Source organism: Paracoccus sp. MA (genome assembly GCF_020990385.1).
In the GTDB taxonomy this organism is placed as follows: Bacteria; Pseudomonadota; Alphaproteobacteria; order Rhodobacterales; family Rhodobacteraceae; genus Paracoccus.
Genome location: NZ_CP087598.1, coordinates 1,277,929 through 1,297,462 on the forward strand (window position 1 = coordinate 1,277,929; position 19,534 = coordinate 1,297,462).

A 19,534-nucleotide genomic window follows, 5' to 3' on the forward strand; every position below is an offset into this window, starting at 1 on the left:
CCCCGTCATACAATAATGTGTGAACCGGCGTGCAAAATTGACCCCGTAACGGGGTAATCGGCTTCCAAAAATGACCCCCTTACGCTGATGGTCATGATGCCTCCGAGGCTATCGGGGGGCACAGTGTGGGATGCTGGTTGTGGAGACGATTGCGAAGATCCGCCGGGCGTATTTCCAGGACAAGAAGTCGATCAAGCATATCTGCCGAGAGCTGCGGGTATCGCGGAACACGGTTCGGAAGGTGATCCGGTCCGGCGCAACGGAGATGACTTACGAGCGAACCGTCCAACCGCAGCCGAAGATCGGTCCCTGGAAAGGCAAGCTCGACGAGATGCTGGCGGCGAATGCGCGCAAGCCGAAGCGCGAGCGGCTGACCCGCATCCGGATTTTCGAAGAGCTCAGGGCCCTCGGATATGACGGCGGCTACGACGCGGTCCGACGCTATGCGGCTTCGTGGTCGCAGGCGGAGCAGGAAGCGTCAGCCGCCGCCTATGTGCCACTGAGCTTCGATCCGGGTGAAGCCTACCAGTTCGACTGGAGTCACGAGGTCGTTCTGATCGACGGCGTGACCACCACGGTGAAGGTGGCTCACGTCCGGCTTTGTCATAGCCGGATGCTGTTCGTCCGGGCCTACCCGCGAGAGACGCAGGAAATGGTGTTCGATGCCCATGACAAGGCCTTTGCCTTCTTCGGCGGCGCCTGTGCGCGTGGGATCTACGACAACATGAAGACGGCGGTGGACACGATCTTCGTCGGCCGCGACCGCGCGTATAATCGCCGGTTCCAGCAGATGTGCGGACACTACCTTGTCGATCCCGTCGCCTGCACCCCCGCGTCCGGCTGGGAGAAGGGACAAGTAGAGAACCAGGTTGGCGTTGTCCGGCGGCGGTTCTTCGTGCCGCGGCCGCGCTTCAAGAGCTACGCGGAACTCAACGCCTGGCTTCAGGATCGCTGTATTGCCTGGGCCAAGGCCCATCCGCACCAGGAATTGCGTGATCGGACAATCTGGGACGTGTTCCAGGATGAGCGGGCGAGCCTGGTGCCCTACGTCGGCCCTTTCGACGGATTCCATGCCGTGCCGGCCTCGGTGTCCAAGACCTGCCTCGTTAGGTTCGACAAGAACCGCTACTCGGTCGATGGTCGCGCCGTCGGCCGTCCGGTCGAGATCCGCGCCTATGCCGAGCGGGTCGAGGTCTGGCAGGACGGCAAGATCGTCGGCCGGCACGACCGCGCCTTCGGGCGCGACAAGGCCATCTATGACCCGCTGCACTACATCCCGGTGCTGGCCCGCAAGCCCGGCGCCCTTCGAAACGGCGCTCCCTTCAAGGAATGGGAACTGCCGCCGGCGATACGACGCGTCCAGCGTAAGCTGGGGCGCGTGCCGAACGGTGACCGTCAGATGGTCCAGATCCTGAGCATGATCCCAACGGATGGACTGGAAGCCGTCGAGGCTGCCTGCGTCGAGGCCCTGACCGAAGGCGCCCCGGCGGCATCGGTCGTTCTGAACATCCTGGCCCGACATCGCGAGCCACCACCTCCGTTGACCATCGCCACGCCGGACGCGTTGCGCCTGACCTGCGAGCCCGTGGCCGACTGCAAACGCTACGACAGCCTCAGGAGACCCCGCCATGGAAAGATCACAGGTGCTGGACGCGATGGGCCAGTTGAAGCTCTACGGCATGAAGGCCGCCTACGATGAGATCATCGCCACGGCGGTGAAGCGACAGCACGAACCGCAGCAAATCGTGGGCGACCTGCTGAACGCCGAGATCAGCGAGAAACAAGCTCGCTCGATCAAATACCAGATGACCATCGCCAAGCTGCCCTTGGCCAAGGAAGTCGACGAGTTCAGCTTCGAAGACACGCCCGTAAACGAAACGCTGGTGCGCGATCTGGCCTCCGGAGAGTTCCTCGAGCATCAGCGTAACGTCGTCCTCATCGGCGGCACCGGGACCGGCAAATCCCACCTTGCCGTCAGCATCGCCCGGGCCTGCATCCGCCGTGGCAAGCGCGGCCGCTTCTTCAACGTCGTGGACCTGGTGAACAAGCTGGACGCCGAAGCCCGCGCCGACCGACAGGGACGCACTGCGGATCTCCTGTGCCGCCTCGACTTCCTGATCCTCGACGAGTTGGGATATCTGCCGTTCGCCCAGACGGGTGGCCAGCTCCTGTTCCACCTCATCAGTCGCCTTTACGAACGCACCTCGATCATCGTGACGACGAACCTCGACTTCGGCGAATGGCCGACCGTCTTCGGAGACGCGAAGATGACAACGGCGCTCCTCGACCGACTGACCCATCACTGTGACATCGTCGAGACCGGCAACGAGAGCTGGCGCTTCAAGACGCGGGAATGACCGAGACGCCGCTGGCCCGATCCGGTTGCGCTGTATGGAGGCTACACCGCATCGGGCCAGCTACCCGTGCTGACCAAGCGGGGTCATTATTGGGCGCCGAAAGGGGGTCAAAGTTGCGTGCCGATTGACAGGCAAAGGCCGGGCTGAGGCTGGAGATCGGACCGGAGACCGCCGTGCTTGGGGCATGATGCGTGACGACAATGGTCTGGCCGGACCACGGTTTGGCGATCTCCCGCGTCAGCCAATCGAGGTGATCACGGTGAATCTCGACGGTATCCTCGGGGCGGATAAGCCCGCCCTCCGCCCGGCGGATCCGGGCGTAGTCCAGCATCCCCATCCCGGCGCGGGCCATGGCCGCCTCCGGATCGCCGGTCAGTGCGAAGTCGGTCCAGAGCGTGCAGCACAGCAGCCGGCAATTGCCGAAGGTCAGCACCCGCTTCTGGGCAAGGTTTGCCCCGGCCTCCGTTACGATCCGGGCCAGAACATTGTCGTGGAGCGTGGCACCGTAATAGTCGTGATTGCCGGGAATAACCCAGATCCGCGCGGGCGAGACCAGCCGCCCGAGCCGGGACAGTGCCCAGGGCCAGCTCCGCCGCGGATCATTGGCGAGGTCGCCGGCGATGATCAGCGCGTCGAGATCACGCAGCACCGGCAGAATCCCGGCAAACGGATCGCGCCCGGCGTCGGTCCAGAGGTCGAGGTGCAGGTCGGCGGTGATCAGGATGTTCATTGGCCGCATGACCCTGTGGTCAGAATGAGGTCGACCCGACCTTCGTTCGGATGGATGGGCCTCGATAAACGGGATGCTGGACATGAGGATTCCTTTTGGCAAAACGGGGCCGGCGGCCGGAGAACCGGCCGGGCGATTCCGGCAGAATGGAGGTTGGTCAGGGCAGGGGGGGGGGGCGATGTCCGGCTCAGCGGATGTGAGCGGGAATCCGTGCCGCAGGGCAGGGCGGTGATCGCGCCTGGGCCTCAGGGGCGTCTTGCCCAGGGTCTGGACGGCTTGCATGTTGCGACATCGCGTCGACCTTCGAGACATGGCTCCGCCTTTCGGAGAAGCGGCGCTTTCCGGCGGAAACGTGGTGATCAGGAAACTCCAGAGATCCGGCGACCCTCGGGCCGTTCCATCGCTCCGGGTGGGAGTGAGCCGAACTTGCCGGGCAGCGCCACGGCGGTCAACGGGCCGGGCTCGGGCCGGGACGCCGGGTCACGACCGCCAGTGTCGACCACCTGCATTCATGTAACTATATGTAATTAAATAAAATACGCATACATCAGCCACACCAGTGGCCAATAATTGGTTGTAGAAAGGACAAAAAAGGGGCCCGAATGGCCATTATTTCAGTGGTAGGACATCGGTTGTCGCGACATTCGCTGGAAATCATGATAACCAGAGTTATGTCATCAACCATCATGCCAGATCGGCTTGGCCTTCACTTCGGTCGATGCGGCCTGAGCTTGGCCAAGCCTCGGGCTCATGTTCGGACCACGTTCGACCGGCCACGCAAGCGGCAAGGATTCCGGCTCTGCGCCAGAAGCGACCGGGCAAGCGCCCGCTGGCGCTGGCCCGGAAGACTGTTGCTCAGCCGCGGCGCAGCTGTTCGAGCAATGCCGCCGTGGGCTCGCCGGTGACGGGCAAGCCGCGCGAGGCCTGATAGGCCCGGATGGCGCTGATCGTGTTCGAGCCGACATTGCCGTCAACGCCCTGGGTGTCGAAACCGCGCGCGGTCAGCAGGCGCTGCATCTCCTTGCGCTGCTCGATGCGCAGGCCGGGATGGTCGGCCGGCCAGGGATTGGCAAGCCCCGGATAGCCCTTCAACCGATCCGCCAGATGCGACACCGCCAGCGCATAGCTGTCGGCATTGTTGTAGCGCAGGATGGCGTGGAAGTTGCGGGTGATCAGGAAGGCCGCGCCCGAGGAGCCGCCCGGCAGGATCAGCTCGGTCGGGGTGCCGGCGGGCGGCAAGGGCCGCTGGTTGGCCTGGCGCACGCCCAGCGACTGCCATTCGGCGACGCTGCGCCGCTTGCCCTTGCCGGCCAAGCCGGTGTTGAAGCCGGGCGGCAGCGTGACCTCGACCGCCGCCGGCAGGCCGCGCTGCCAGCCGGATTTCGCCAGATAGTTCGCCGCCGAGGCCAGCGCGTCCGTCGGGTCGTTCGACCAGATGTCGCGGCGCCCGTCGCCGGTGAAATCGACAGCGAAGCTGAGATAGGTGGTCGGGATGAACTGGGTGTGCCCCATGGCGCCGGCCCAGCTGCCGGTCATGTGGCCGGGATCGATGTCGCCGGCCTGCAGGATGCGCAGCGCCGCCATCAGCTGGCTGCGGAAGAATTCGCCCCGGTAGCCTTCATAGCCCAGCGTGGCCAGGCTTTCGATCAGCGGCAGGTCGCCGCGCCGTTCACCATAGGTCGATTCCATGCCCCAGACCGCGGTGACGATTTCCTTGTCCACGCCATAGGCCGCCTCGACGCGGCTCAGCACGCCGCCATATTGGGCCAGCGCCGCCCGGCCGTTGGTCTGACGTTTTTCCGAAACCGCGTTTTCCAGATATTCCCAGACGGATTTCTTGAACTCGGCCTGAGTTTGCGAGCGGCGGATGACCTCGGGGTTATAGGTCACGTCGCGAAAGGCGAAGTCCAGCGTGCTGTCGCTGATGCCCTGGCTGCGGGCGCGGGTCTTGAAGCCCTCGACCCAGCCGCGCAGGCCGGCGACCTTCTCGGGCGGCGGGTTCTGGTAGCGGCCCCATTTGATTTCCTGGCTCTGCTGCGGCACCCCCGTGCCGGGATAGTTGCCGGCGCAGCCGCCCAGCAGCAGGGCCATGGCCGTGAGCGTTGCCGAAAGTCGCAATGAAAACCGCATTCCTGTCCCCTTGGTCGAGCGTTTTGGCCCAGCCTAGCGCCCGATCCGCAAGGCCGAAAGCCGGAAATTCCGCTCCGGCGGCAGCCCGCCCTTTCTATCGGGTTGCACAAACGGGTTCAGATCATCCGTGCAGGGGATTGATTTGCGGATCATTCCGCCAGAGGCGTCCAGATCACCTCGTCGATCCGCGGCGCGCCGGTGGCCAGCATCACCAGCCGGTCGAATCCCAGCGCGCAGCCCGAGGCTGGCGGCATGAAGGCCAGCGCGGCCAGGAAATCCTCGTCCAGCGGGTAACGCTCGCCATAGATTCGCGCCTTTTCCTCCATCTCCTTCTGGAAGCGGCGGCGCTGCTCAACCGGGTCGGTCAGCTCGCCGAAACCGTTGGCGAGTTCGACCCCGCAGGCGTAAAGCTCGAACCGCTCGGCCTCGCGCGGCTCGTCCGCGGCCCGGCGGGCCAGCGCCGCCTCGGCGGCGGGATAGCGGTCAAGGATCAGCGGCCGGCCATGGCCCAGATGCGGCTCGACCTTCTCGACCAGCACGCGGGACAGGATGTCGGACCAGCCGTCATCCTCGGCCAGCCGCACCCCCTGCCCTTCGGCCTGGGCGCGCAGCGCCGCGGCATCGGTTTCGGTCCCGTCGCAGGTCGAAAGCAGGTCGATGCCGGCATAGTCGCGGAACGCCTCGGCCACGCTCATCACCTCGGGGGTGGCATAGGGGTCGCATTCGGCGCCGCGAAAACGCAGCAGCTCGGCACCGGCGCATTCCGCCGCATGCCGCAGATATTGCGCGCAATCCTCGAAAAGAACACGATAATCATCGCCCGCGCGATACCATTCCAGCATGCAGAACTCGGGGCTGTGCAGCGCCCCCCGCTCGCGGTTGCGCCAGACATGGCTGAAGGCGAAGATGCGCTCCTCGCCCGCCGCCAGCAGCTTCTTCATGGCAAATTCCGGGCTGGTATGCAGATACATCCGCCGCGGCACGCCGTCATTGCCGATCTGCCGGGTCTCGAAAGCATGCAAATGCGCCTCGTTTCCCGGGCTGACGGCCAGCGCCAGCGGATCGACCTCGATGAAGCCCTGGGCGCCCAGCCAGTCGCGGATCGCGGCCTGGATGCGGTTTCGCGCCAGCAGCAGCGGCCGGCGCCCGGCATGGCGGTCGCGGTCCCACCAGGGGCTTTCATCGGCGGATTTCATGCGCACAACTCCTGCATTTGCGTCGTTTTCCGCTTGCGGCTGGCGCAAAGCTGCGGAAAACGCTATGGGACATCATCTTTGCCGGACTTCGTATCCGGCACCCCGGAATTTGAAAAGCAGGCAAGGGAACCGCCTTGAAAGTCATCGCCTCCAGCCTTCGCAAAGGCAATGTCGTCGAGATCGACGGCAAGCTCCATGTCGTCCTGACGGCGACCAACTTCCACCCCGGCAAGGGCACGCCGACGACCCAGGTCGAACTGCGCCGCATCTCGGACGGCAACAAGGTCTCGGAACGCTGGAAGACCACCGAACAGGTCGAGCGTGCCCATGTGGATGAACGCGCCTACAACTTCCTCTACGAGGACGGCGAGGGCTTCCATTTCATGGAGCCGGAAAGCTATGAGCAGGTCGTCGTCTCGCCCGACGTGGTCGGCGACGACAAGGTTTTCCTGGAGGACGGCATCAGCGTTTTCCTGCAGGTCCATAACGGCGTCGCCATCGCCATCGAACTGCCGCAGAAGGTGACGGTCGAGGTGGTCGAGACCGAGCCGGTGGTCAAGGGTCAGACCGCCTCGTCCAGCTACAAGCCGGCCATGGCGCATAACGGCGTGCGCATCATGGTGCCGCCGCATATCGGCGTGGGCACCAAGGTGATCATCAACACCGCCGACCTGACCTATGTCGAGCGCGCCAAGAGCTGATTTCTGACGCCCTTGGGCAGGGGCGTGCTCGCGCCCTGCCCTTTCTCGTCATGCGGCGTCATCCGGGGAACGGCGGGACCCTGCGGATCAATCCGCGGTCGCGGCGCCGATGGTCCCGCCCACCACCGCACCGGCCGGACCGGCGATGACGGCTCCGCCCAGCCCGCCGGTCGCAGCGCGTTCGGTGGGGTTGTCGCCGCAACCGGCCAGCAGAAGCACCATCGCGGAAACGGCTGTCGCAATCAGGCTACGCATCTCGTATGTCCTCCTGTGAAGCGGCAAGGCGCCGCTCATATTGGACAAGACGCGCGGGCCCGCCTTCCGGTTCCGCGCGCCGCCCTTGAGGATCGTGGACGAGGTGCCCTCTGGCGGCGCCGTCAGGGGAAGATCGGCGCCAGCATCAGCCCTTCGGTTTCCGGCAGGCCCAGCATCAGGTTGGCATTCTGCACCGCCTGCCCCGAGGAGCCCTTGCACAGGTTGTCCAGCGTCGAGACGACCAGCGTCCGCCCCGAAATCCGGTCTCCCGTCACGCCGATATGGCAGAAGTTCGAGCCCTGGACATGGGCCATCGCCGGCAGTTGCCCAAAGGGCAACACCACGATGAACGGCTCGTCGGCATAGGCCACCGCCAGCGCGGCATGCACCGCCTGCGGCTCGCCCTTCAGGTAGCAGGATGCCAGGATGCCGCGGTTCACCGGCACCAGATGCGGGGTGAACTGGATGCGCACCTCGCGCCCGGCCAGGGCCGAGAATTCCTGGTCGAACTCGCCCAGGTGGCGGTGCTTGCCGCCCTGGGAATAGCCCGCCACATCCTCGGACCGCTCGGCGAAGAGCATGTTTTCCTTGAGCGAGCGCCCTGCCCCGGACACGCCGTTCTTCAGGTCGCAGATGATGTCGTCCAGGTCGATCAGCTCTGATGCGATCAGCGGCCGCAGCGCGAATTGCACGGTGGCGGCATTGCAGCCGGTGCCGGCGACCAGCCGCGCCTCGCGGATCTGGTCGCGATAGAATTCGGTCAGGCCATAGACCGCCTGCGGCTGGATCTCGGGCGCGGCATGGTCGAGCCCATACCATTTCCGGTAATCCGCCGGATCGCGCAGCCGGAAATCGGCGCCGAGGTCGACGATCTTCACATCGCCCGGCAGCTGTCCGACCAAAGGCTGGCTAAGCCCGTGCGGCAGGGCGCAGAACACCAGGTCGATGGCCGAGAAGTCGATCTCCTCCATCCTGACCAGCGCCGGCAGCTTCAGGTGTCGCAGATGCGGAAAGACCTCGTCATAGCCCTGCCCCGCCTTGCGGTCGGCGGAAAGCGCGGCGATCTCGATCCGGGGATGGGTGGCGAGGAGGCGGACGAGTTCCGCCCCCGTGTAACCCGAGGCCCCAAGGATGGCAGCTTTCAGCGTCATGTCTCGATCCCGAGGAAACGGCCGCGCAGGCGCGGCGCTGGTTGGTCAGGCCCGCAGGGGCCGAAAACCGGCACTAGGCCCGGTCCCCCGGCATGTCAAGCCGCAGGCCGGGTCGCAAGGTCGCCCGTTGTGGGGCCGCCCTGCCCCGCTTGCGGCCATCTTTCCGGAAAACAGGCAAAGAATCTTGTCCAACCGATGGAAATTCCTTCAAATATTGTAATTCAGCGCGGCAGATTCTCCCTGACAGCAGAGCTGGAGGCATCACCTGTCGCGATTGCCTTTGTCTCCCCCACCTGCAGCCGGTGATCCATGAAGCGACGACGGAAACCGGCCCGGCTGCAAGGGACGCGAATGGGCGGGGCTTCTTTTCGTGCGCAGGAATGCTGCATCTGCATCATTTTATTGCGAGACATGGCGGAAGGAATCAAATATTCGGGCAGCGGCCGCCGAGGCCCTGGATAACGGAGAGAGTGATGAGCGCGACCCCCGATCGCAAGGGCCGTCTGAGCCCCGATGACATCCGTGCCCGCAAGGGCGGCGAGCCCGTGGTCTGCCTGACGGCCTATACCACCCCCATGGCCCGGCTGGTGGATGCGCATTGCGACCTCGCGCTGGTGGGCGACAGCCTGGGCATGGTCCTGCACGGCCTGCCCTCGACCCTTGGCGTCACCATGGAGATGATGATCCTGCACGGCAAGGCGGTGGCGCGGGGCTGCGCGCGCGCCTGCATGGTGGTGGACATGCCCTTCGGCAGCTATGAGGAGGGGCGCGAGCAGGCTTTCCGCAACGCCGCGCGGCTGATGGCCGAGACCGGCTGCCAGGCGGTCAAGCTGGAAGGCGGGCGGCACATGGCCGACACCGTGGCCTTCCTGGTGGCGCGCGGCATCCCGGTGATGGGCCATGTCGGGCTGACGCCGCAATCGATCAACACGCTGGGCGGCTACAAGGTGCAGGGCCGCGGGCATCACGAGGCCGATCGCATCGCCCTCGATGCCGCGGCGCTGGCCGATGCCGGCGCCTTCGCCGTGGTGCTGGAAAAGCTGCCCGAGGCGCTGGGGCGGCGCATCACCCAGGAGATCCCGGTGCCCAGCATCGGCATCGGCGCCGGGGTCGATTGCGATGGCCAGGTTCTGGTGGTCGACGACATGCTGGGGCTGTTCTCGGATTTCCGGCCCAAATTCGTCAAGCGCTACGCCGAGCTGGGCCAGGATGCCGATGCCGCCATCGCCGGCTATGCCGCCGAGGTGCGGGCCCGCCGCTTTCCCGGCCCCGAGCACGCCTTCGCCGAGGGCAAGCCTGCATGAGCGCGCCCATCGTCCGGCCGCTGGCCGAGCTGCGTGAGCTGGTGCGCGGCTGGAAGTCCCGCGGCGAAACCATCGGCGTGGTGCCGACCATGGGCGCGCTGCACGAGGGGCATCTGAGCCTGGTCCGCGCGGCGCGCGCCAGCTGCGACCGGGTGATCGTCACCCTGTTCGTCAACCCGCGGCAGTTCAACAATGCCGAGGATTTCGCCCGTTATCCGCGCACCGAACATGCCGATGCCGCGCTGCTCGGCCCGCTGGGCGTGGACGCGCTTTTCGTGCCCGAGGGCGACGAGGTCTATCCGCCCGGCCATGCCACGGTGATCTCGGTCTCGGGCGTGTCCGACCCGCTGGAGGGCGCGCATCGGCCGGGGCATTTCGACGGCGTGGCGACGGTGGTGACGCTGCTGTTCAACATGACCCAGGCCGACCGCGCCTTCTTCGGCGAAAAGGACTGGCAGCAGCTGCAGCTGGTGCGGCGGCTGGTGCAGGACCTGAAACTGCCGGTCGAGGTCGTCCCCTGCCCCTGCGTGCGGGCCGAGGACGGGCTGGCCCTGTCCTCGCGCAACCAGCGCCTGACGGCCGAGGGCCGCGCGCTGGCCTCGGCCCTGCCGCAGGCGCTGTTCGAGGCGGCGCGGCGCATCGAGGCCGGCGCGCCGGTGGAGGCCACGCTGGCGGCTGCCCGGGCCGGGCTGGAGGCGGCGGGGCTGGGGCCGGTCGAATATCTTGAGCTGCGCGACGGCGAGTCGCTGGGCGAGCCGCGCCCGGGCCGGCCGGCGCGGCTGCTGGTCGCGGCCTGGCTGGAGGGCGTGCGGCTGATCGACAACGTCGCGGTGACGCTGCGCTGAACGGCCCCTTTCCCGCGAGGCGGCGCGGGATGCGCGGTTGCCTCATGAGTATTTGGAAAACGGTGAAAGCGCCAAGTCCCGGGCGGCGGGCGGCAGAGCGTCGAGATGCAGCTCGGCCCGCAGGCCGGGATGGGCGTTTTCCAGCCGCAGCGCGCCCTGCGCGGCATCGGCGATGTCCGAGACCACGGCCAGGCCGATGCCCTGCCCCTCGCCGTCGGGATCGAGGCTCAGCCCGCGCCTGGTCAGCCGGGCCAGCGCGGGTTCGGGCACGCCCGGCCCGTCGTCGCGGATGGCGATGACCAGCCGCGCGCCCGCGACGCGGACCGAGGCCGTGACCCGCGCCCGGGCATGGCGCATGGCGTTTTCCAGCAGCGCGCCGAGCGCCTCGGTCAGGTCGTCGGGATCGATCCGGGCCAGGGGGCCGGGCGGCGCGGACAGCCGCCAGTCGATCTCCGCACCGCGCGGCGTACGGCGCAGCACGCCGATCAGCTTGGCCAGAAGCGCCCCCGGATCGGCGGACTGGCCGCTGCGGGAGGACTGGATGCGCGCCCGCGCCAGCTCGCGGTCGACATGGCGGCGCATCTGGGTGGCGACGGTTTCGATGCTGGCGGCGATCTCGGCCTCGCCGTCGGCGCGCAGCCGGGCCGCATCGCCCAGCAGCGCCTGCAGTGGGGTCTTGAAGCCATGCGCCAGGTCGGCGGCGCGGTGGCGGGCCCGGGCCAGCTCTTCGTCGCGCGCGTCCAGGAGCCGGTCGATCTGGGTCGCCAGCGGGATCACCTCGGTCGGCAGGTCCAGCCCGATGCGCGCGCGCGCGCCCGAGGCCAGCGCCGTCACCCGCGCCCCGACCTGCCCCAGCGGCCGCAGCCCGACGGTGATCTGCAGCCAGCTGGCCAGCAGCAGCGCCGCGCCGAGCAGCGCCAGATAGGGCAGCAGGTCGTCCAGAAAGCCGCGCCGGGCCAGCGCCAGCTCGTCGCGGTCCGAGGCGACGATGATGCGCAAGGGCAGCGGCGGGTCGCCGCGGCCGACCGTCAGGCTTTGCTCGACCGCCAGCAGCGGCTCGCCCTGGGGGCCGGCCAGCGTTCGCACCGCGGTTTCGCCCGGCGCCGGCGCGGGCTCGCCGGTCGGCAGGGTATAGTCCCATAGCGAGCGCGAGCGGCGCAGCTCGGCGCCCAGCATGACCTGCCAGTAATGGCCCGAGAAGGGCTGGTCATAGAGCGGGTCGTCCGGCGGCGCGCGCAGGCTGGCGCCGGCCTCGCCCCCGGGCTGCACCATGGCGGCCAGCGCCAGGGCCCGCGCCTGCAGGTCGGCGACGGCGACGCGCTCGACATGACGCTCGAACAGCACGGCAAGCCCCATGCCCGACAGCGCCAGCGCCAGCGCGATCGCCAGCCCTCCGGCCAGCACCAGCCGCCAGCGGATCGAACGCATCATGCCTTGCCCTGCGACGGCGCCGGGCCGCCGTCGAGGTGATAGCCGAAGCCGCGCCGGGTGCCGATCACCCCCGGCCCCAGCTTGCGGCGCAGCCGGGTGACGACCGCCTCGACGGCATTGGTCTCGCGCGAATCGTCGTCGCCATAGAGATGTTCCAGCAACTCGGTCGGCGGCACGCTGCGATCGCGGTTCAGCGCCAGATAGGAGACGAGGCGGAATTCCAGCGGCGTCACCGGGACCGGGATGCCGTCGATGGCGGCGGTCATGCGGTTCAGGTCCACCGTCAGCCGCCCGACCTGCTGGGTGGCGTTGCCCCGCCCGCCGGCGCGGCGCACCAGCGCCCGGGCGCGGGCGATCAGCTCCTCCATGCGGAAGGGCTTGGGCAGGTAGTCGTCGGCGCCGGCATCGATGCCCTCGACCCGCTCGGTCCAGGCGCCGCGCGCGGTCAGGATCAGCACCGGGCTTTCGCAGCCCTCGGCCCGCCAGCGTTTCAGCACCGTCAGCCCGTCCAGCCGCGGCAGGTTCAGGTCCAGCACGATCAGGTCGTAGCTCTCGGTGCCGCCGCGGAACCAGGCGGTCTCGCCATCGGCGGCGCGCTCGACCAGAAAGCCTGCCGCCTTCAGCGCCCGCTCCAGGTCGGCGGCGATCCGGGGCTCATCCTCGACGATCAGGGCGCGCATCAGTCATCTTCATCCGCATCATCCGCATCGTCTTCGTCCAGCGCCAGGATCCGCCCGGTGCGGGCGTCCAGCTCGACCTCGATCAGCCGGCCGTCGGCGGTGACCAGCCCGATCTCATAGGCGAGGATGCCGTCCTCATCCTCGAACTCCACCTCGACCACCCGGCCCGGATGCGAGTCTTGCAGCCGCGCCAGCACCTCGGCAAGGGGCAGGATCTCGCCGCGCTCCACGGCGTCGCGGGCTAATTCGAAATCCGGCCCCGACAGGCCCTGCCCCGTGACCGGCGGCGGGCAGAGCGTCAGGGCCAGGGACAGAAGGACAAGCGGTCTCATGCCGCCGGTCATAGCGGCGGCGGCCTGACAGCCGGCTGACAAAGCGCGGCGCCGGCCCGCGCCGTGACCCCGGCGTGCCGAAACGGCAACAGCCCGCTATGGGCGGCTTTCCGCCCAGGCCGGGGCATTCTGACAGCCCGCTGACAGCCGGGGTCAGAGCGCTGTCAGCCGGTCCGTGGCATTCCCGCCATGACTTTGCGGCAGGGGCGACCCGCCGCCTCAGCACAGGAAAGGATCAGGACATGGTGCGCAAGATCGGAACGAATTTCGCGGATACGTTGAATGGCACGGCATTCGGCGACTGGCTGTCGGGCCTGGGCGGCAATGACCGGCTGTTCGGCCTTGCCGGCGACGACCGGCTTGACGGCGGCGACGGCCGCGATTCGCTCTATGGCGGGGCCGGCCGCGACGCCCTGCGCGGCGGCAACGGCGACGACCTTCTTCATGGTGGCGAGGGCGCGGACGAGCTGGAAGGCGGCGCCGGCAACGATATCCTGCATGGCGGCAACGGCAATGACGAGCTGGAAGGCGACGCCGGGGCCGATACGCTTTACGGCGGGGCCGGCCATGACGAGCTCGAGGGCGGCGGCGGCAATGACCTGCTGTTCGGCGGCATCGGCAATGACGAGCTGGACGGCGATGCCGGCAACGACCGGCTGCACGGAGGCGCGGGCCGCGACCGGCTGGAGGGCGGCCGCGGCAACGACATCCTGACCGGCGGCGCCGGCGCCGATGTCTTCGAGTTCGAGCGCGGCGACGGCCGCGACATCGTCACCGATTTCCAGAACGGCGTGGACCGGCTCGACTTCGACGATTTCAGCCGGGCGCAGGTTCAGGCGGTGATCGACACTGCCCGGCAGGTCGGCGACGACATCGTGCTGCGGCTGTCGGCCGACAGTTCGGTGACCATCCGCGACATGCAGCTGTCGCAGCTCGACATGAACGACTTCGTCTTCTGATCCGGCCCGCCGGATGCCGGCATGACGCCGCCGCGGCCCGCCCGCGGCGGCGTTTTCGTCGCCTGCGGGCTAGGCCCCGGAAAATTTTCCGGCCAGTGTCGGGACGGCGGACCCCGGTCCGTCCTTGGCGCAAGGAAAACCCGATGCTCTATACCCTGCTCTGCTATAACGACGAGGCGATGACCTCGGCCTGGACAAGCGAGGAAGAGGCGGCCGTGATGGCGCGGCTGGACGGCGTGCACCGCAAATGGGCCGCGCATTTCGGTCCCGTCGCCCGGCTGATGCCGACCAGCGCCGCCACCACCTTCCGCAAGGACGAGCAGGTGGTGCTGGACGGCCCCTATGCCGAGACCAAGGAGCAGCTTCTGGGCTTCTACCTCGTCGAGGTCGAGGGGCTGGACATGGCGCTGCAGATCGCCCGCGACCTGGGCGAGGCCAATCCCGGCGGTGCCTACGAGATCCGGCCGGTCATGCTTTATTCCCCCGGCACGGAGGCGCCCCGATGATCGAAGCCGATCCCGACTGGATCGAGACGCGGCTGGTCGGGGCCCGCCCGCGCGCCATGGCCGCGCTGCTGCGCTATTTCCGCGATCTCGACCTGGCCGAGGAGGCCTATCAGGAAGCCTGCCTGCGCGCCCTGCGGCATTGGCCGCGGAACGGCCCGCCGCGCAATGCCGAGGCCTGGCTGGTCATGGTCGGGCGCAACGCGGCGCTGGACCAGCTTCGTCGCCGGACCCGCCAGACCGAGCTGCCGCCCGGCGACGCGGTTCCCGACCAGCCCGACGGCCCCGATCTGGCCGAGCGGCTGGACGCGGCGGATTACCGCGACGACATCCTGCGGCTGCTGTTCATCTGCTGCCACCCCGAGCTTCCGGCGACGCAGCAGATCGCGCTGGCGCTGCGCATCGTCTCGGGCCTGCCGGTCGAGCGCATCGCCCGCGCCTTCCTGGTCGCGCCGCGCGCCATGGAGCAGCGCATCACCCGCGCCAAGGCCCGCATCGCACGGGCCGAGATCCCCTTCGACACCCCCGGCCCCGTCGAACGGGCCCAGCGTTTCGCCGCCGTCGCGGCGATGATCTATCTGGTCTTCAACGAGGGCTATACCGACGCGAACCCCGCCAGCGAGCGCGCGGCGCTGTGCGACGAGGCGATCCGGCTGGCGCGGCTGCTGCTGCGCCTTTTCCCCGCCGAGCCCGAGATGATGGGCCTGCTGGCGCTGATGCTCATCCAGCATTCGCGGCAGGCGGCGCGTTTCGATGCCGAGGGCGGGCCGGTGCTGCTGGAGGATCAGGACCGCGGCCGCTGGAACCGCGCCATGATCGCCGAGGCGCTGGCCATGCTGGACAAGGCGATGCTGCACCGCCGGCCCGGCCCCTATCAGATCCAGGCGGCCATCGCGGCGCTGCATGCCCGCGCCGCCCGGCCGGAGGAGACCGACTGGGCCGGCATCGACCGGCTCTATGCCGCGCTGGAGCGGCACGCCCCCTCGCCGGTGGTGACGCTGAACCGCGCCGTGGCGGTGATGAAGCTGCAAGGCGCCGAGGCGGCGCTGGAGATGGTCGAGCCGCTGCGCGAGCGGCTGGACGGCTATTTCTACCTGCACGGGCTGCGCGGCGCCCTGCTGCGCCAGCTGGGCCGGAACGACGCGGCGCGCGAGGCGTTTTCCCGGGCCATCGCGCTGGCGGGAACGGCAGCCGAGGCGGCGCATATCCGCCGCCAGCTCGACGGCCTGCGGGCCGGCCCGGAACCGGGTTGAAAATTTTTTCGCGGCCCCTGTCGGGATCGCCGCCCGGCCCGCGTCCTTGAAGCAGACCATCAAGCCCACAAGGAGAAATGCCATGACCACCCCACCTGCCCATGTGCTGACGCTGGACCGCGTGCTGGACGCGCCGGTCGCCGGACTCTGGCGCTGCTGGACCGAGCCGGAGCTGCTGAAACAATGGTTCTGCCCGAAACCCTGGTATGTGTCCGAGGCGCGCATGGACCTGCGTCCGGGCGGCGAATTCTTCTCTGTCATGAACGGGCCCGAGGGCGAGCGGTTCGAGAATATCGGCGTCTTCCTGGAGATCGAGCCGCAGCGCCGGCTGGTCTCGACCGATGCCTTCCGGCCGGGCTGGGTGCCGACCGAGCGGGCCTTCATGGTCTCGCATGTCGAGTTCGAACCGCAGGGGGAGCGGACGCGCTATCTGGCCCGCGCCATGCATTGGAACGAGGAGACCCTGAAGCAGCACGAGCAGATGGGCTTTCACGACGGCTGGAACATGGCCGCCGACCAGCTGGAGGCGCTGGCGAAATCGCTGTGAGCTAGCCTTCCCCCTGCTCGGGGCGCATCAGGTGGCGCAGCGCGGTTTCCAGCTGCGCCGCCAGTTCGGGTCCCAGGCGATCGCGGGGCTGGAGAAGGCCAGCAGGGGCAGACTGCTGGAGCTGAGCTGGAACGGCGCCGCGCGCAGCTTTGTCGAGGACAATGACACCCTGACCCTGCGCGGCACCATTGTGGGTCAGGTGGTCGAGATAGTAGAAGCCGAAGCCCTCGGGACGCGGGTTCGGTTCGGCCAGGCAGCCTGGCGCTGCCCCGAACCATGCGGCAAGGCCCGCTCTTGCCAAGATCGGCCAGGGGGGCGATAAACCGCCCTTCCCGTCCACCGCGAGAGGCCGTCTTGCCGCAGCGCCCCATCACCACCGTCCCTGCCCTGGTCGAGGCCGGGCTGGCCGATTCCGCCCGGACCGAGGCGCTGGACGCGGTGGCGGCCGAGTTCCGCATCCGCATCTCGCCTGCCATGCGCGAGGCCATGCGCACGCCCGGCGACGGCATCGCCGCGCAATTCGTGCCCGATGCGCGCGAGCTGCAGATCCGCCCCGAGGAACTGGCCGATCCGATCGGGGACGAGGCGCACAGCCCGACGCCCGGCCTGACGCATCGTTATCCCGACCGGGTGATCCTGCATGTCACCAAAACATGCGAGGTCTATTGCCGCTTCTGCTTTCGCCGCGAGGTCGTGGGCGAGGACGGCACCCTGCCCGAGCCGGAGCTGGCGGCGGCGCTGGACTATATCGCCCGCAGCCCGGCGATCCACGAGGTGATCCTGACCGGCGGCGATCCGATGGTGCTGTCGGCGCGGCGCATCGCGGCGCTGATGGCGCGGCTGGAAGCGATCCCGCATGTCGATATCGTCCGCTTCCACACCCGCGTGCCGGTGGTGGCCCCGGGCCGCATCGACGCGGCGATGCTGACGGCGCTGCGCCCCGGGCGGCTGGCGGTCTGGGTGGTGGTCCACACCAACCACCCGCAGGAGCTGACGGCAGAGGCGCTGGCCGCGCTGGCCCGGCTGGCCGATGCGGGCCTGCCGCTGCTGTCGCAGACCGTCCTGCTGAAGGGGGTGAACGCCGATGCGGCGGTGCTGGCCGATCTGTTCCGGACGCTGATCCGCAACCGGGTCAAGCCCTATTACCTGCATCACTGCGACCTGGCGCGCGGCACCGGCCATTTCCGCATCTCGATCGCCGAGGGGCAGGCGATCATGGCGGGCCTGCGCGGCCGTCTGTCGGGGACCTGCCTGCCGACCTATGTGCTGGACCTGCCGGGCGGGCATGGCAAGGTGCCGCTGGGACCGGGCTATGTCGAGGAGGCCGGGCCCGGCCGTTACCTGATCCGGGACTGGCGCGGGCAAAGGCACGAATATCGCGATCCGGACGGCTGAGGCCGGGGGCGCTTCGCCCCCCGGACCCCCCGAGGATATTTGGACAAGAAAGAAGGCCACCCCGGGGCCGTTTGCGCGCCCTGGGGCGGTTCGTCAGGCGGTTGCGGCGCGCAGCGCCTTGCGGCGGGCCACGCGCTCGCGGATCGCCTCGACATCCGTGACCGGGGTCGCAGCGAAAAGCTCGCGCGTATAGGGATGGCGGGGGTCGGCGAAGACCGCCTCGCGGCTGCCCTGTTCCACCGCCTCGCCCTTGTTCATCACCAGCACGTCATCGGCGATATAGCGCACCACCGACAGGTCGTGGCTGATGAAGACATAGGCCAGGTTGAACTCCTCCTGCAGGTCGGCGAGCAGGTTCAGGACCTGCGCCTGCACCGACAGGTCCAGCGCCGAGACCGGCTCGTCCAGCACCAGCAGCGTCGGGTTCAGCATCAAGGCCCGGGCGATGGCGATGCGCTGGCGCTGGCCGCCCGAGAACATGTGCGGGTAGCGGTTGAACACCTCGGGGGGGAGGCCGACCTTGACCAGCATTTCCTCGGCCCGGCGGCGGCGCTCGGCGGCGGGAGTGTCGGTGTTGAGAAGCAAGGGCTCCATCAGCACGTCGCCGATCTTCTGGCGCGGGTTCAGCGAGCCATAGGGGTTCTGGAACACCATCTGCACCTTGGAGCGCATCTCGCGCGTCAGGCCCTTGGTGATGTCGACCGGCTTGCCCTCGATCTTGAGCTCGCCCTCGGTCGCGGGGTCGATCAGCGCGACGATGCGCGCCAGCGTCGACTTGCCCGAGCCGGATTCGCCGACGATGGCCAGGGTCTTGCCGCGATCGACCGAGAAGCTGATGCCCTTGACCGCGCGCACCTCGCGCGCCCGACGGGTCAGCGAGCCGGGGACGTGATAGTCGCGGATGATGTTCTTGCCCTGCACCACGCTCATTTCGCGGCCTCCTCGAGGAACGAGCCCACGGTGGGCAGGCGGTCGCCGGTGGCGTTCTCCGGCAGGGCCGAGAGCAGCGCACGGGTATAGGGGTGTTTCGGCGCCTCGAACAGCGACAGCACGTCGGCCTCTTCCATCTTCTGGCCCTTGTATTGCACCTGCACGCGGTCGGCGGTCTCGGCCACCACGCCCATGTCGTGGGTGATCAGGATCAGCGCCATGCCGGTCTGTTCCTGTAGCTTCATCAGCAGGTCGAGGATCTGCTTCTGGATGGTCACGTCCAGCGCCGTCGTCGGCTCGTCCGCGATCAGCAGGCGCGGGTTGGTGGCGATGGCCATGGCGATCATCACCCGCTGGCATTGCCCGCCCGACATCTGGTGCGGGTAGGATTTCAGCTTCTCCTCGGGGTCGGGGATGCCGACCTGGCGGTAGAGCTCCAGCGCCCTTGCTCGCGCGGCCCGCTTCGAGAGGCCGGCATTGAAGCGCAGCACCTCCTCGATCTGGTAGCCGGTGGTGAAGCTGGGGTTCAGCGAGGCGATGGGTTCCTGGAAGATCATGGTGATCTCGCGCCCGATGACGCGGCGGCGCTGGCGCGGCGTCATGCGCAGCAGGTCCTTGCCGTCGAAGCTCATCTCATCGGCGGTGACGGTGGCGGTGTCGGGCAAGAGCCCCATCGCCGCCAGCATCGAGACCGACTTGCCCGAGCCCGACTCGCCCACGATGGCCAGCACCTCGCCCTTGTCGACGCGCACGTCGATGCCGTCCACGGCGGTGAAGCTGCCGGTCGAGGTGGCGAAGCGCACGGTCAGGTTGCGGATATTCAGCAAGGCCATGG

General features: G+C 68.2%; 21 protein-coding genes. 10 read left to right on the plus strand and 11 right to left on the minus strand.

The window, feature by feature from the left end; genetic code table 11:
- The first annotated feature begins 130 nt into the window (after positions 1–130).
- Together istA and istB are read left to right on the plus strand one after the other, a co-directional pair.
- The gene (istA, locus tag LOS78_RS13445; protein WP_028717560.1) at positions 131–1,699 is read left to right on the plus strand and encodes an IS21 family transposase; all 1,569 of its coding nucleotides are present in this window, start codon (positions 131–133) and stop codon (positions 1,697–1,699) included.
- A complete protein-coding gene (gene istB, locus LOS78_RS13450; protein WP_024843951.1) occupies positions 1,629–2,357 on the plus strand; it encodes an IS21-like element ISPkr1 family helper ATPase IstB in 729 nt (242 codons plus the stop codon). The genes istA and istB overlap by 71 nt, the downstream gene beginning before the upstream one ends.
- Here istB and LOS78_RS13455 read toward each other — a convergent pair.
- The 3 genes from LOS78_RS13455 to epmA all read right to left on the minus strand — a co-directional run bounded on the left by LOS78_RS13455 (position 2,341) and on the right by epmA (position 6,413).
- Complete coding sequence (locus tag LOS78_RS13455; RefSeq protein ID WP_230377073.1) at positions 2,341–3,087, minus strand: metallophosphoesterase; 747 nt, start codon at positions 3,085–3,087, stop codon at positions 2,341–2,343. The genes istB and LOS78_RS13455 overlap by 17 nt on opposite strands.
- An 855-nt stretch (positions 3,088–3,942) precedes the next feature.
- Positions 3,943–5,217 carry a lytic murein transglycosylase gene (locus LOS78_RS13460; RefSeq protein ID WP_371824710.1) on the minus strand — a complete coding sequence of 425 codons (1,275 nt, stop codon included), beginning with the start codon at positions 5,215–5,217 and terminating at the stop codon, positions 3,943–3,945.
- A 149-nt stretch (positions 5,218–5,366) separates the two neighbouring features.
- The gene (epmA, locus tag LOS78_RS13465) at positions 5,367–6,413 is read right to left on the minus strand and encodes an EF-P lysine aminoacylase EpmA (protein ID WP_230377075.1); all 1,047 of its coding nucleotides are present in this window, start codon (positions 6,411–6,413) and stop codon (positions 5,367–5,369) included.
- A 134-nt stretch (positions 6,414–6,547) separates the two neighbouring features.
- On the opposite strand from epmA, the gene efp reads away from it, so the two are divergent.
- The gene (gene efp, locus LOS78_RS13470) at positions 6,548–7,114 is read left to right on the plus strand and encodes an elongation factor P (protein ID WP_028714208.1); all 567 of its coding nucleotides are present in this window, start codon (positions 6,548–6,550) and stop codon (positions 7,112–7,114) included.
- Between the two features lie 87 nt (positions 7,115–7,201).
- Here the strand turns inward: efp and LOS78_RS13475 are convergent, their stop codons facing one another.
- Complete coding sequence (locus tag LOS78_RS13475) at positions 7,202–7,369, minus strand: hypothetical protein (protein ID WP_230377076.1); 168 nt, start codon at positions 7,367–7,369, stop codon at positions 7,202–7,204.
- 122 nt (positions 7,370–7,491) lie between these two features.
- The gene (gene argC / locus LOS78_RS13480) at positions 7,492–8,520 is read right to left on the minus strand and encodes an N-acetyl-gamma-glutamyl-phosphate reductase (RefSeq protein WP_230377077.1); all 1,029 of its coding nucleotides are present in this window, start codon (positions 8,518–8,520) and stop codon (positions 7,492–7,494) included.
- A gap of 473 nt (positions 8,521–8,993) precedes the next feature.
- Between argC and panB the strand changes: the two genes are divergently transcribed.
- Together panB and panC are read left to right on the plus strand one after the other, a co-directional pair.
- Positions 8,994–9,824: a 3-methyl-2-oxobutanoate hydroxymethyltransferase gene (gene panB / locus LOS78_RS13485; protein ID WP_230377078.1), complete on the plus strand. Its 831-nt coding sequence runs from the start codon at positions 8,994–8,996 to the stop codon at positions 9,822–9,824.
- Positions 9,821–10,669 (plus strand): pantoate--beta-alanine ligase, encoded by an 849-nt coding sequence (gene panC / locus LOS78_RS13490; protein WP_230377080.1) that lies wholly within the window; start codon positions 9,821–9,823, stop codon positions 10,667–10,669. Before panB ends, panC begins: the two co-directional genes overlap by 4 nt.
- Positions 10,670–10,711: 42 nt before the next feature.
- Here the strand turns inward: panC and LOS78_RS13495 are convergent, their stop codons facing one another.
- From LOS78_RS13495 to LOS78_RS13505, 3 genes are read right to left on the minus strand one after another with little or no spacing between them, the layout of a single operon-like run.
- Positions 10,712–12,100, minus strand: a complete 1,389-nt coding sequence (locus LOS78_RS13495) for a HAMP domain-containing sensor histidine kinase (RefSeq protein ID WP_230377082.1) — start codon at positions 12,098–12,100, stop codon at positions 10,712–10,714.
- The gene (locus LOS78_RS13500; RefSeq protein ID WP_230377083.1) at positions 12,097–12,780 is read right to left on the minus strand and encodes a response regulator transcription factor; all 684 of its coding nucleotides are present in this window, start codon (positions 12,778–12,780) and stop codon (positions 12,097–12,099) included. Before LOS78_RS13500 ends, LOS78_RS13495 begins: the two co-directional genes overlap by 4 nt.
- Positions 12,780–13,112 carry a PepSY domain-containing protein gene (locus LOS78_RS13505; RefSeq protein WP_230377084.1) on the minus strand — a complete coding sequence of 111 codons (333 nt, stop codon included), beginning with the start codon at positions 13,110–13,112 and terminating at the stop codon, positions 12,780–12,782. The genes LOS78_RS13500 and LOS78_RS13505 overlap by 1 nt, the downstream gene beginning before the upstream one ends.
- Positions 13,113–13,354: 242 nt before the next feature.
- Here LOS78_RS13505 and LOS78_RS13510 point away from each other — a divergent pair, with 242 nt between their 5' ends.
- From LOS78_RS13510 to LOS78_RS13525, 4 genes are all read left to right on the plus strand, one after another.
- Entirely contained in the window at positions 13,355–14,071 is a 717-nt protein-coding gene (locus LOS78_RS13510; RefSeq protein ID WP_230377086.1) for a calcium-binding protein, read from the plus strand.
- A gap of 143 nt (positions 14,072–14,214) precedes the next feature.
- The gene (locus LOS78_RS13515; RefSeq protein ID WP_230377087.1) at positions 14,215–14,577 is read left to right on the plus strand and encodes a YciI family protein; all 363 of its coding nucleotides are present in this window, start codon (positions 14,215–14,217) and stop codon (positions 14,575–14,577) included.
- The gene (locus LOS78_RS13520; RefSeq protein WP_230377088.1) at positions 14,574–15,827 is read left to right on the plus strand and encodes an RNA polymerase sigma factor; all 1,254 of its coding nucleotides are present in this window, start codon (positions 14,574–14,576) and stop codon (positions 15,825–15,827) included. The genes LOS78_RS13515 and LOS78_RS13520 overlap by 4 nt, the downstream gene beginning before the upstream one ends.
- Positions 15,828–15,909: 82 nt before the next feature.
- The gene (locus LOS78_RS13525) at positions 15,910–16,374 is read left to right on the plus strand and encodes an SRPBCC family protein (RefSeq protein WP_230377089.1); all 465 of its coding nucleotides are present in this window, start codon (positions 15,910–15,912) and stop codon (positions 16,372–16,374) included.
- A gap of 27 nt (positions 16,375–16,401) precedes the next feature.
- On the opposite strand, the gene LOS78_RS22105 is transcribed toward LOS78_RS13525, so the two are convergent.
- Positions 16,402–16,536 carry a hypothetical protein gene (locus tag LOS78_RS22105; protein ID WP_371824711.1) on the minus strand — a complete coding sequence of 45 codons (135 nt, stop codon included), beginning with the start codon at positions 16,534–16,536 and terminating at the stop codon, positions 16,402–16,404.
- 192 nt (positions 16,537–16,728) lie between these two features.
- On the opposite strand from LOS78_RS22105, the gene LOS78_RS13535 reads away from it, so the two are divergent.
- The gene (locus LOS78_RS13535; protein ID WP_230377090.1) at positions 16,729–17,769 is read left to right on the plus strand and encodes a lysine-2,3-aminomutase-like protein; all 1,041 of its coding nucleotides are present in this window, start codon (positions 16,729–16,731) and stop codon (positions 17,767–17,769) included.
- A 93-nt stretch (positions 17,770–17,862) separates the two neighbouring features.
- Here the strand turns inward: LOS78_RS13535 and LOS78_RS13540 are convergent, their stop codons facing one another.
- Both LOS78_RS13540 and LOS78_RS13545 read right to left on the minus strand, forming a co-directional pair.
- Entirely contained in the window at positions 17,863–18,699 is an 837-nt protein-coding gene (locus LOS78_RS13540; protein ID WP_230377091.1) for an ATP-binding cassette domain-containing protein, read from the minus strand.
- Complete coding sequence (locus LOS78_RS13545; protein WP_230377092.1) at positions 18,696–19,532, minus strand: ABC transporter ATP-binding protein; 837 nt, start codon at positions 19,530–19,532, stop codon at positions 18,696–18,698. The genes LOS78_RS13540 and LOS78_RS13545 overlap by 4 nt, the downstream gene beginning before the upstream one ends.
- Positions 19,533–19,534: the final 2 nt, after the last annotated feature.

Bases quoted from the DNA above. Each gene is read 5' to 3' on its own strand.
- LOS78_RS13495 (WP_230377082.1), bottom strand. From the start codon at position 12,100: ATGATGCGTTCGATCCGCTGGCGGCTGGTGCTGGCCGGAGGGCTGGCG.
- LOS78_RS13540 (WP_230377091.1), bottom strand. From the start codon at position 18,699: ATGAGCGTGGTGCAGGGCAAGAACATCATCCGCGACTATCACGTCCCC.
- LOS78_RS13460 (WP_371824710.1), bottom strand. From the start codon at position 5,217: ATGCGGTTTTCATTGCGACTTTCGGCAACGCTCACGGCCATGGCCCTG.
- LOS78_RS13455 (WP_230377073.1), bottom strand. From the start codon at position 3,087: ATGAACATCCTGATCACCGCCGACCTGCACCTCGACCTCTGGACCGAC.
- istA (WP_028717560.1), top strand. From the start codon at position 131: ATGCTGGTTGTGGAGACGATTGCGAAGATCCGCCGGGCGTATTTCCAG.
- LOS78_RS13525 (WP_230377089.1), top strand. From the start codon at position 15,910: ATGACCACCCCACCTGCCCATGTGCTGACGCTGGACCGCGTGCTGGAC.
- LOS78_RS13505 (WP_230377084.1), bottom strand. From the start codon at position 13,112: ATGAGACCGCTTGTCCTTCTGTCCCTGGCCCTGACGCTCTGCCCGCCG.
- istB (WP_024843951.1), top strand. From the start codon at position 1,629: ATGGAAAGATCACAGGTGCTGGACGCGATGGGCCAGTTGAAGCTCTAC.
- LOS78_RS13510 (WP_230377086.1), top strand. From the start codon at position 13,355: ATGGTGCGCAAGATCGGAACGAATTTCGCGGATACGTTGAATGGCACG.
- panC (WP_230377080.1), top strand. From the start codon at position 9,821: ATGAGCGCGCCCATCGTCCGGCCGCTGGCCGAGCTGCGTGAGCTGGTG.
- panB (WP_230377078.1), top strand. From the start codon at position 8,994: ATGAGCGCGACCCCCGATCGCAAGGGCCGTCTGAGCCCCGATGACATC.
- LOS78_RS13515 (WP_230377087.1), top strand. From the start codon at position 14,215: ATGCTCTATACCCTGCTCTGCTATAACGACGAGGCGATGACCTCGGCC.
- LOS78_RS13500 (WP_230377083.1), bottom strand. From the start codon at position 12,780: ATGCGCGCCCTGATCGTCGAGGATGAGCCCCGGATCGCCGCCGACCTG.
- LOS78_RS13545 (WP_230377092.1), bottom strand. From the start codon at position 19,532: ATGGCCTTGCTGAATATCCGCAACCTGACCGTGCGCTTCGCCACCTCG.
- LOS78_RS13475 (WP_230377076.1), bottom strand. From the start codon at position 7,369: ATGCGTAGCCTGATTGCGACAGCCGTTTCCGCGATGGTGCTTCTGCTG.
- argC (WP_230377077.1), bottom strand. From the start codon at position 8,520: ATGACGCTGAAAGCTGCCATCCTTGGGGCCTCGGGTTACACGGGGGCG.
- epmA (WP_230377075.1), bottom strand. From the start codon at position 6,413: ATGAAATCCGCCGATGAAAGCCCCTGGTGGGACCGCGACCGCCATGCC.
- LOS78_RS13520 (WP_230377088.1), top strand. From the start codon at position 14,574: ATGATCGAAGCCGATCCCGACTGGATCGAGACGCGGCTGGTCGGGGCC.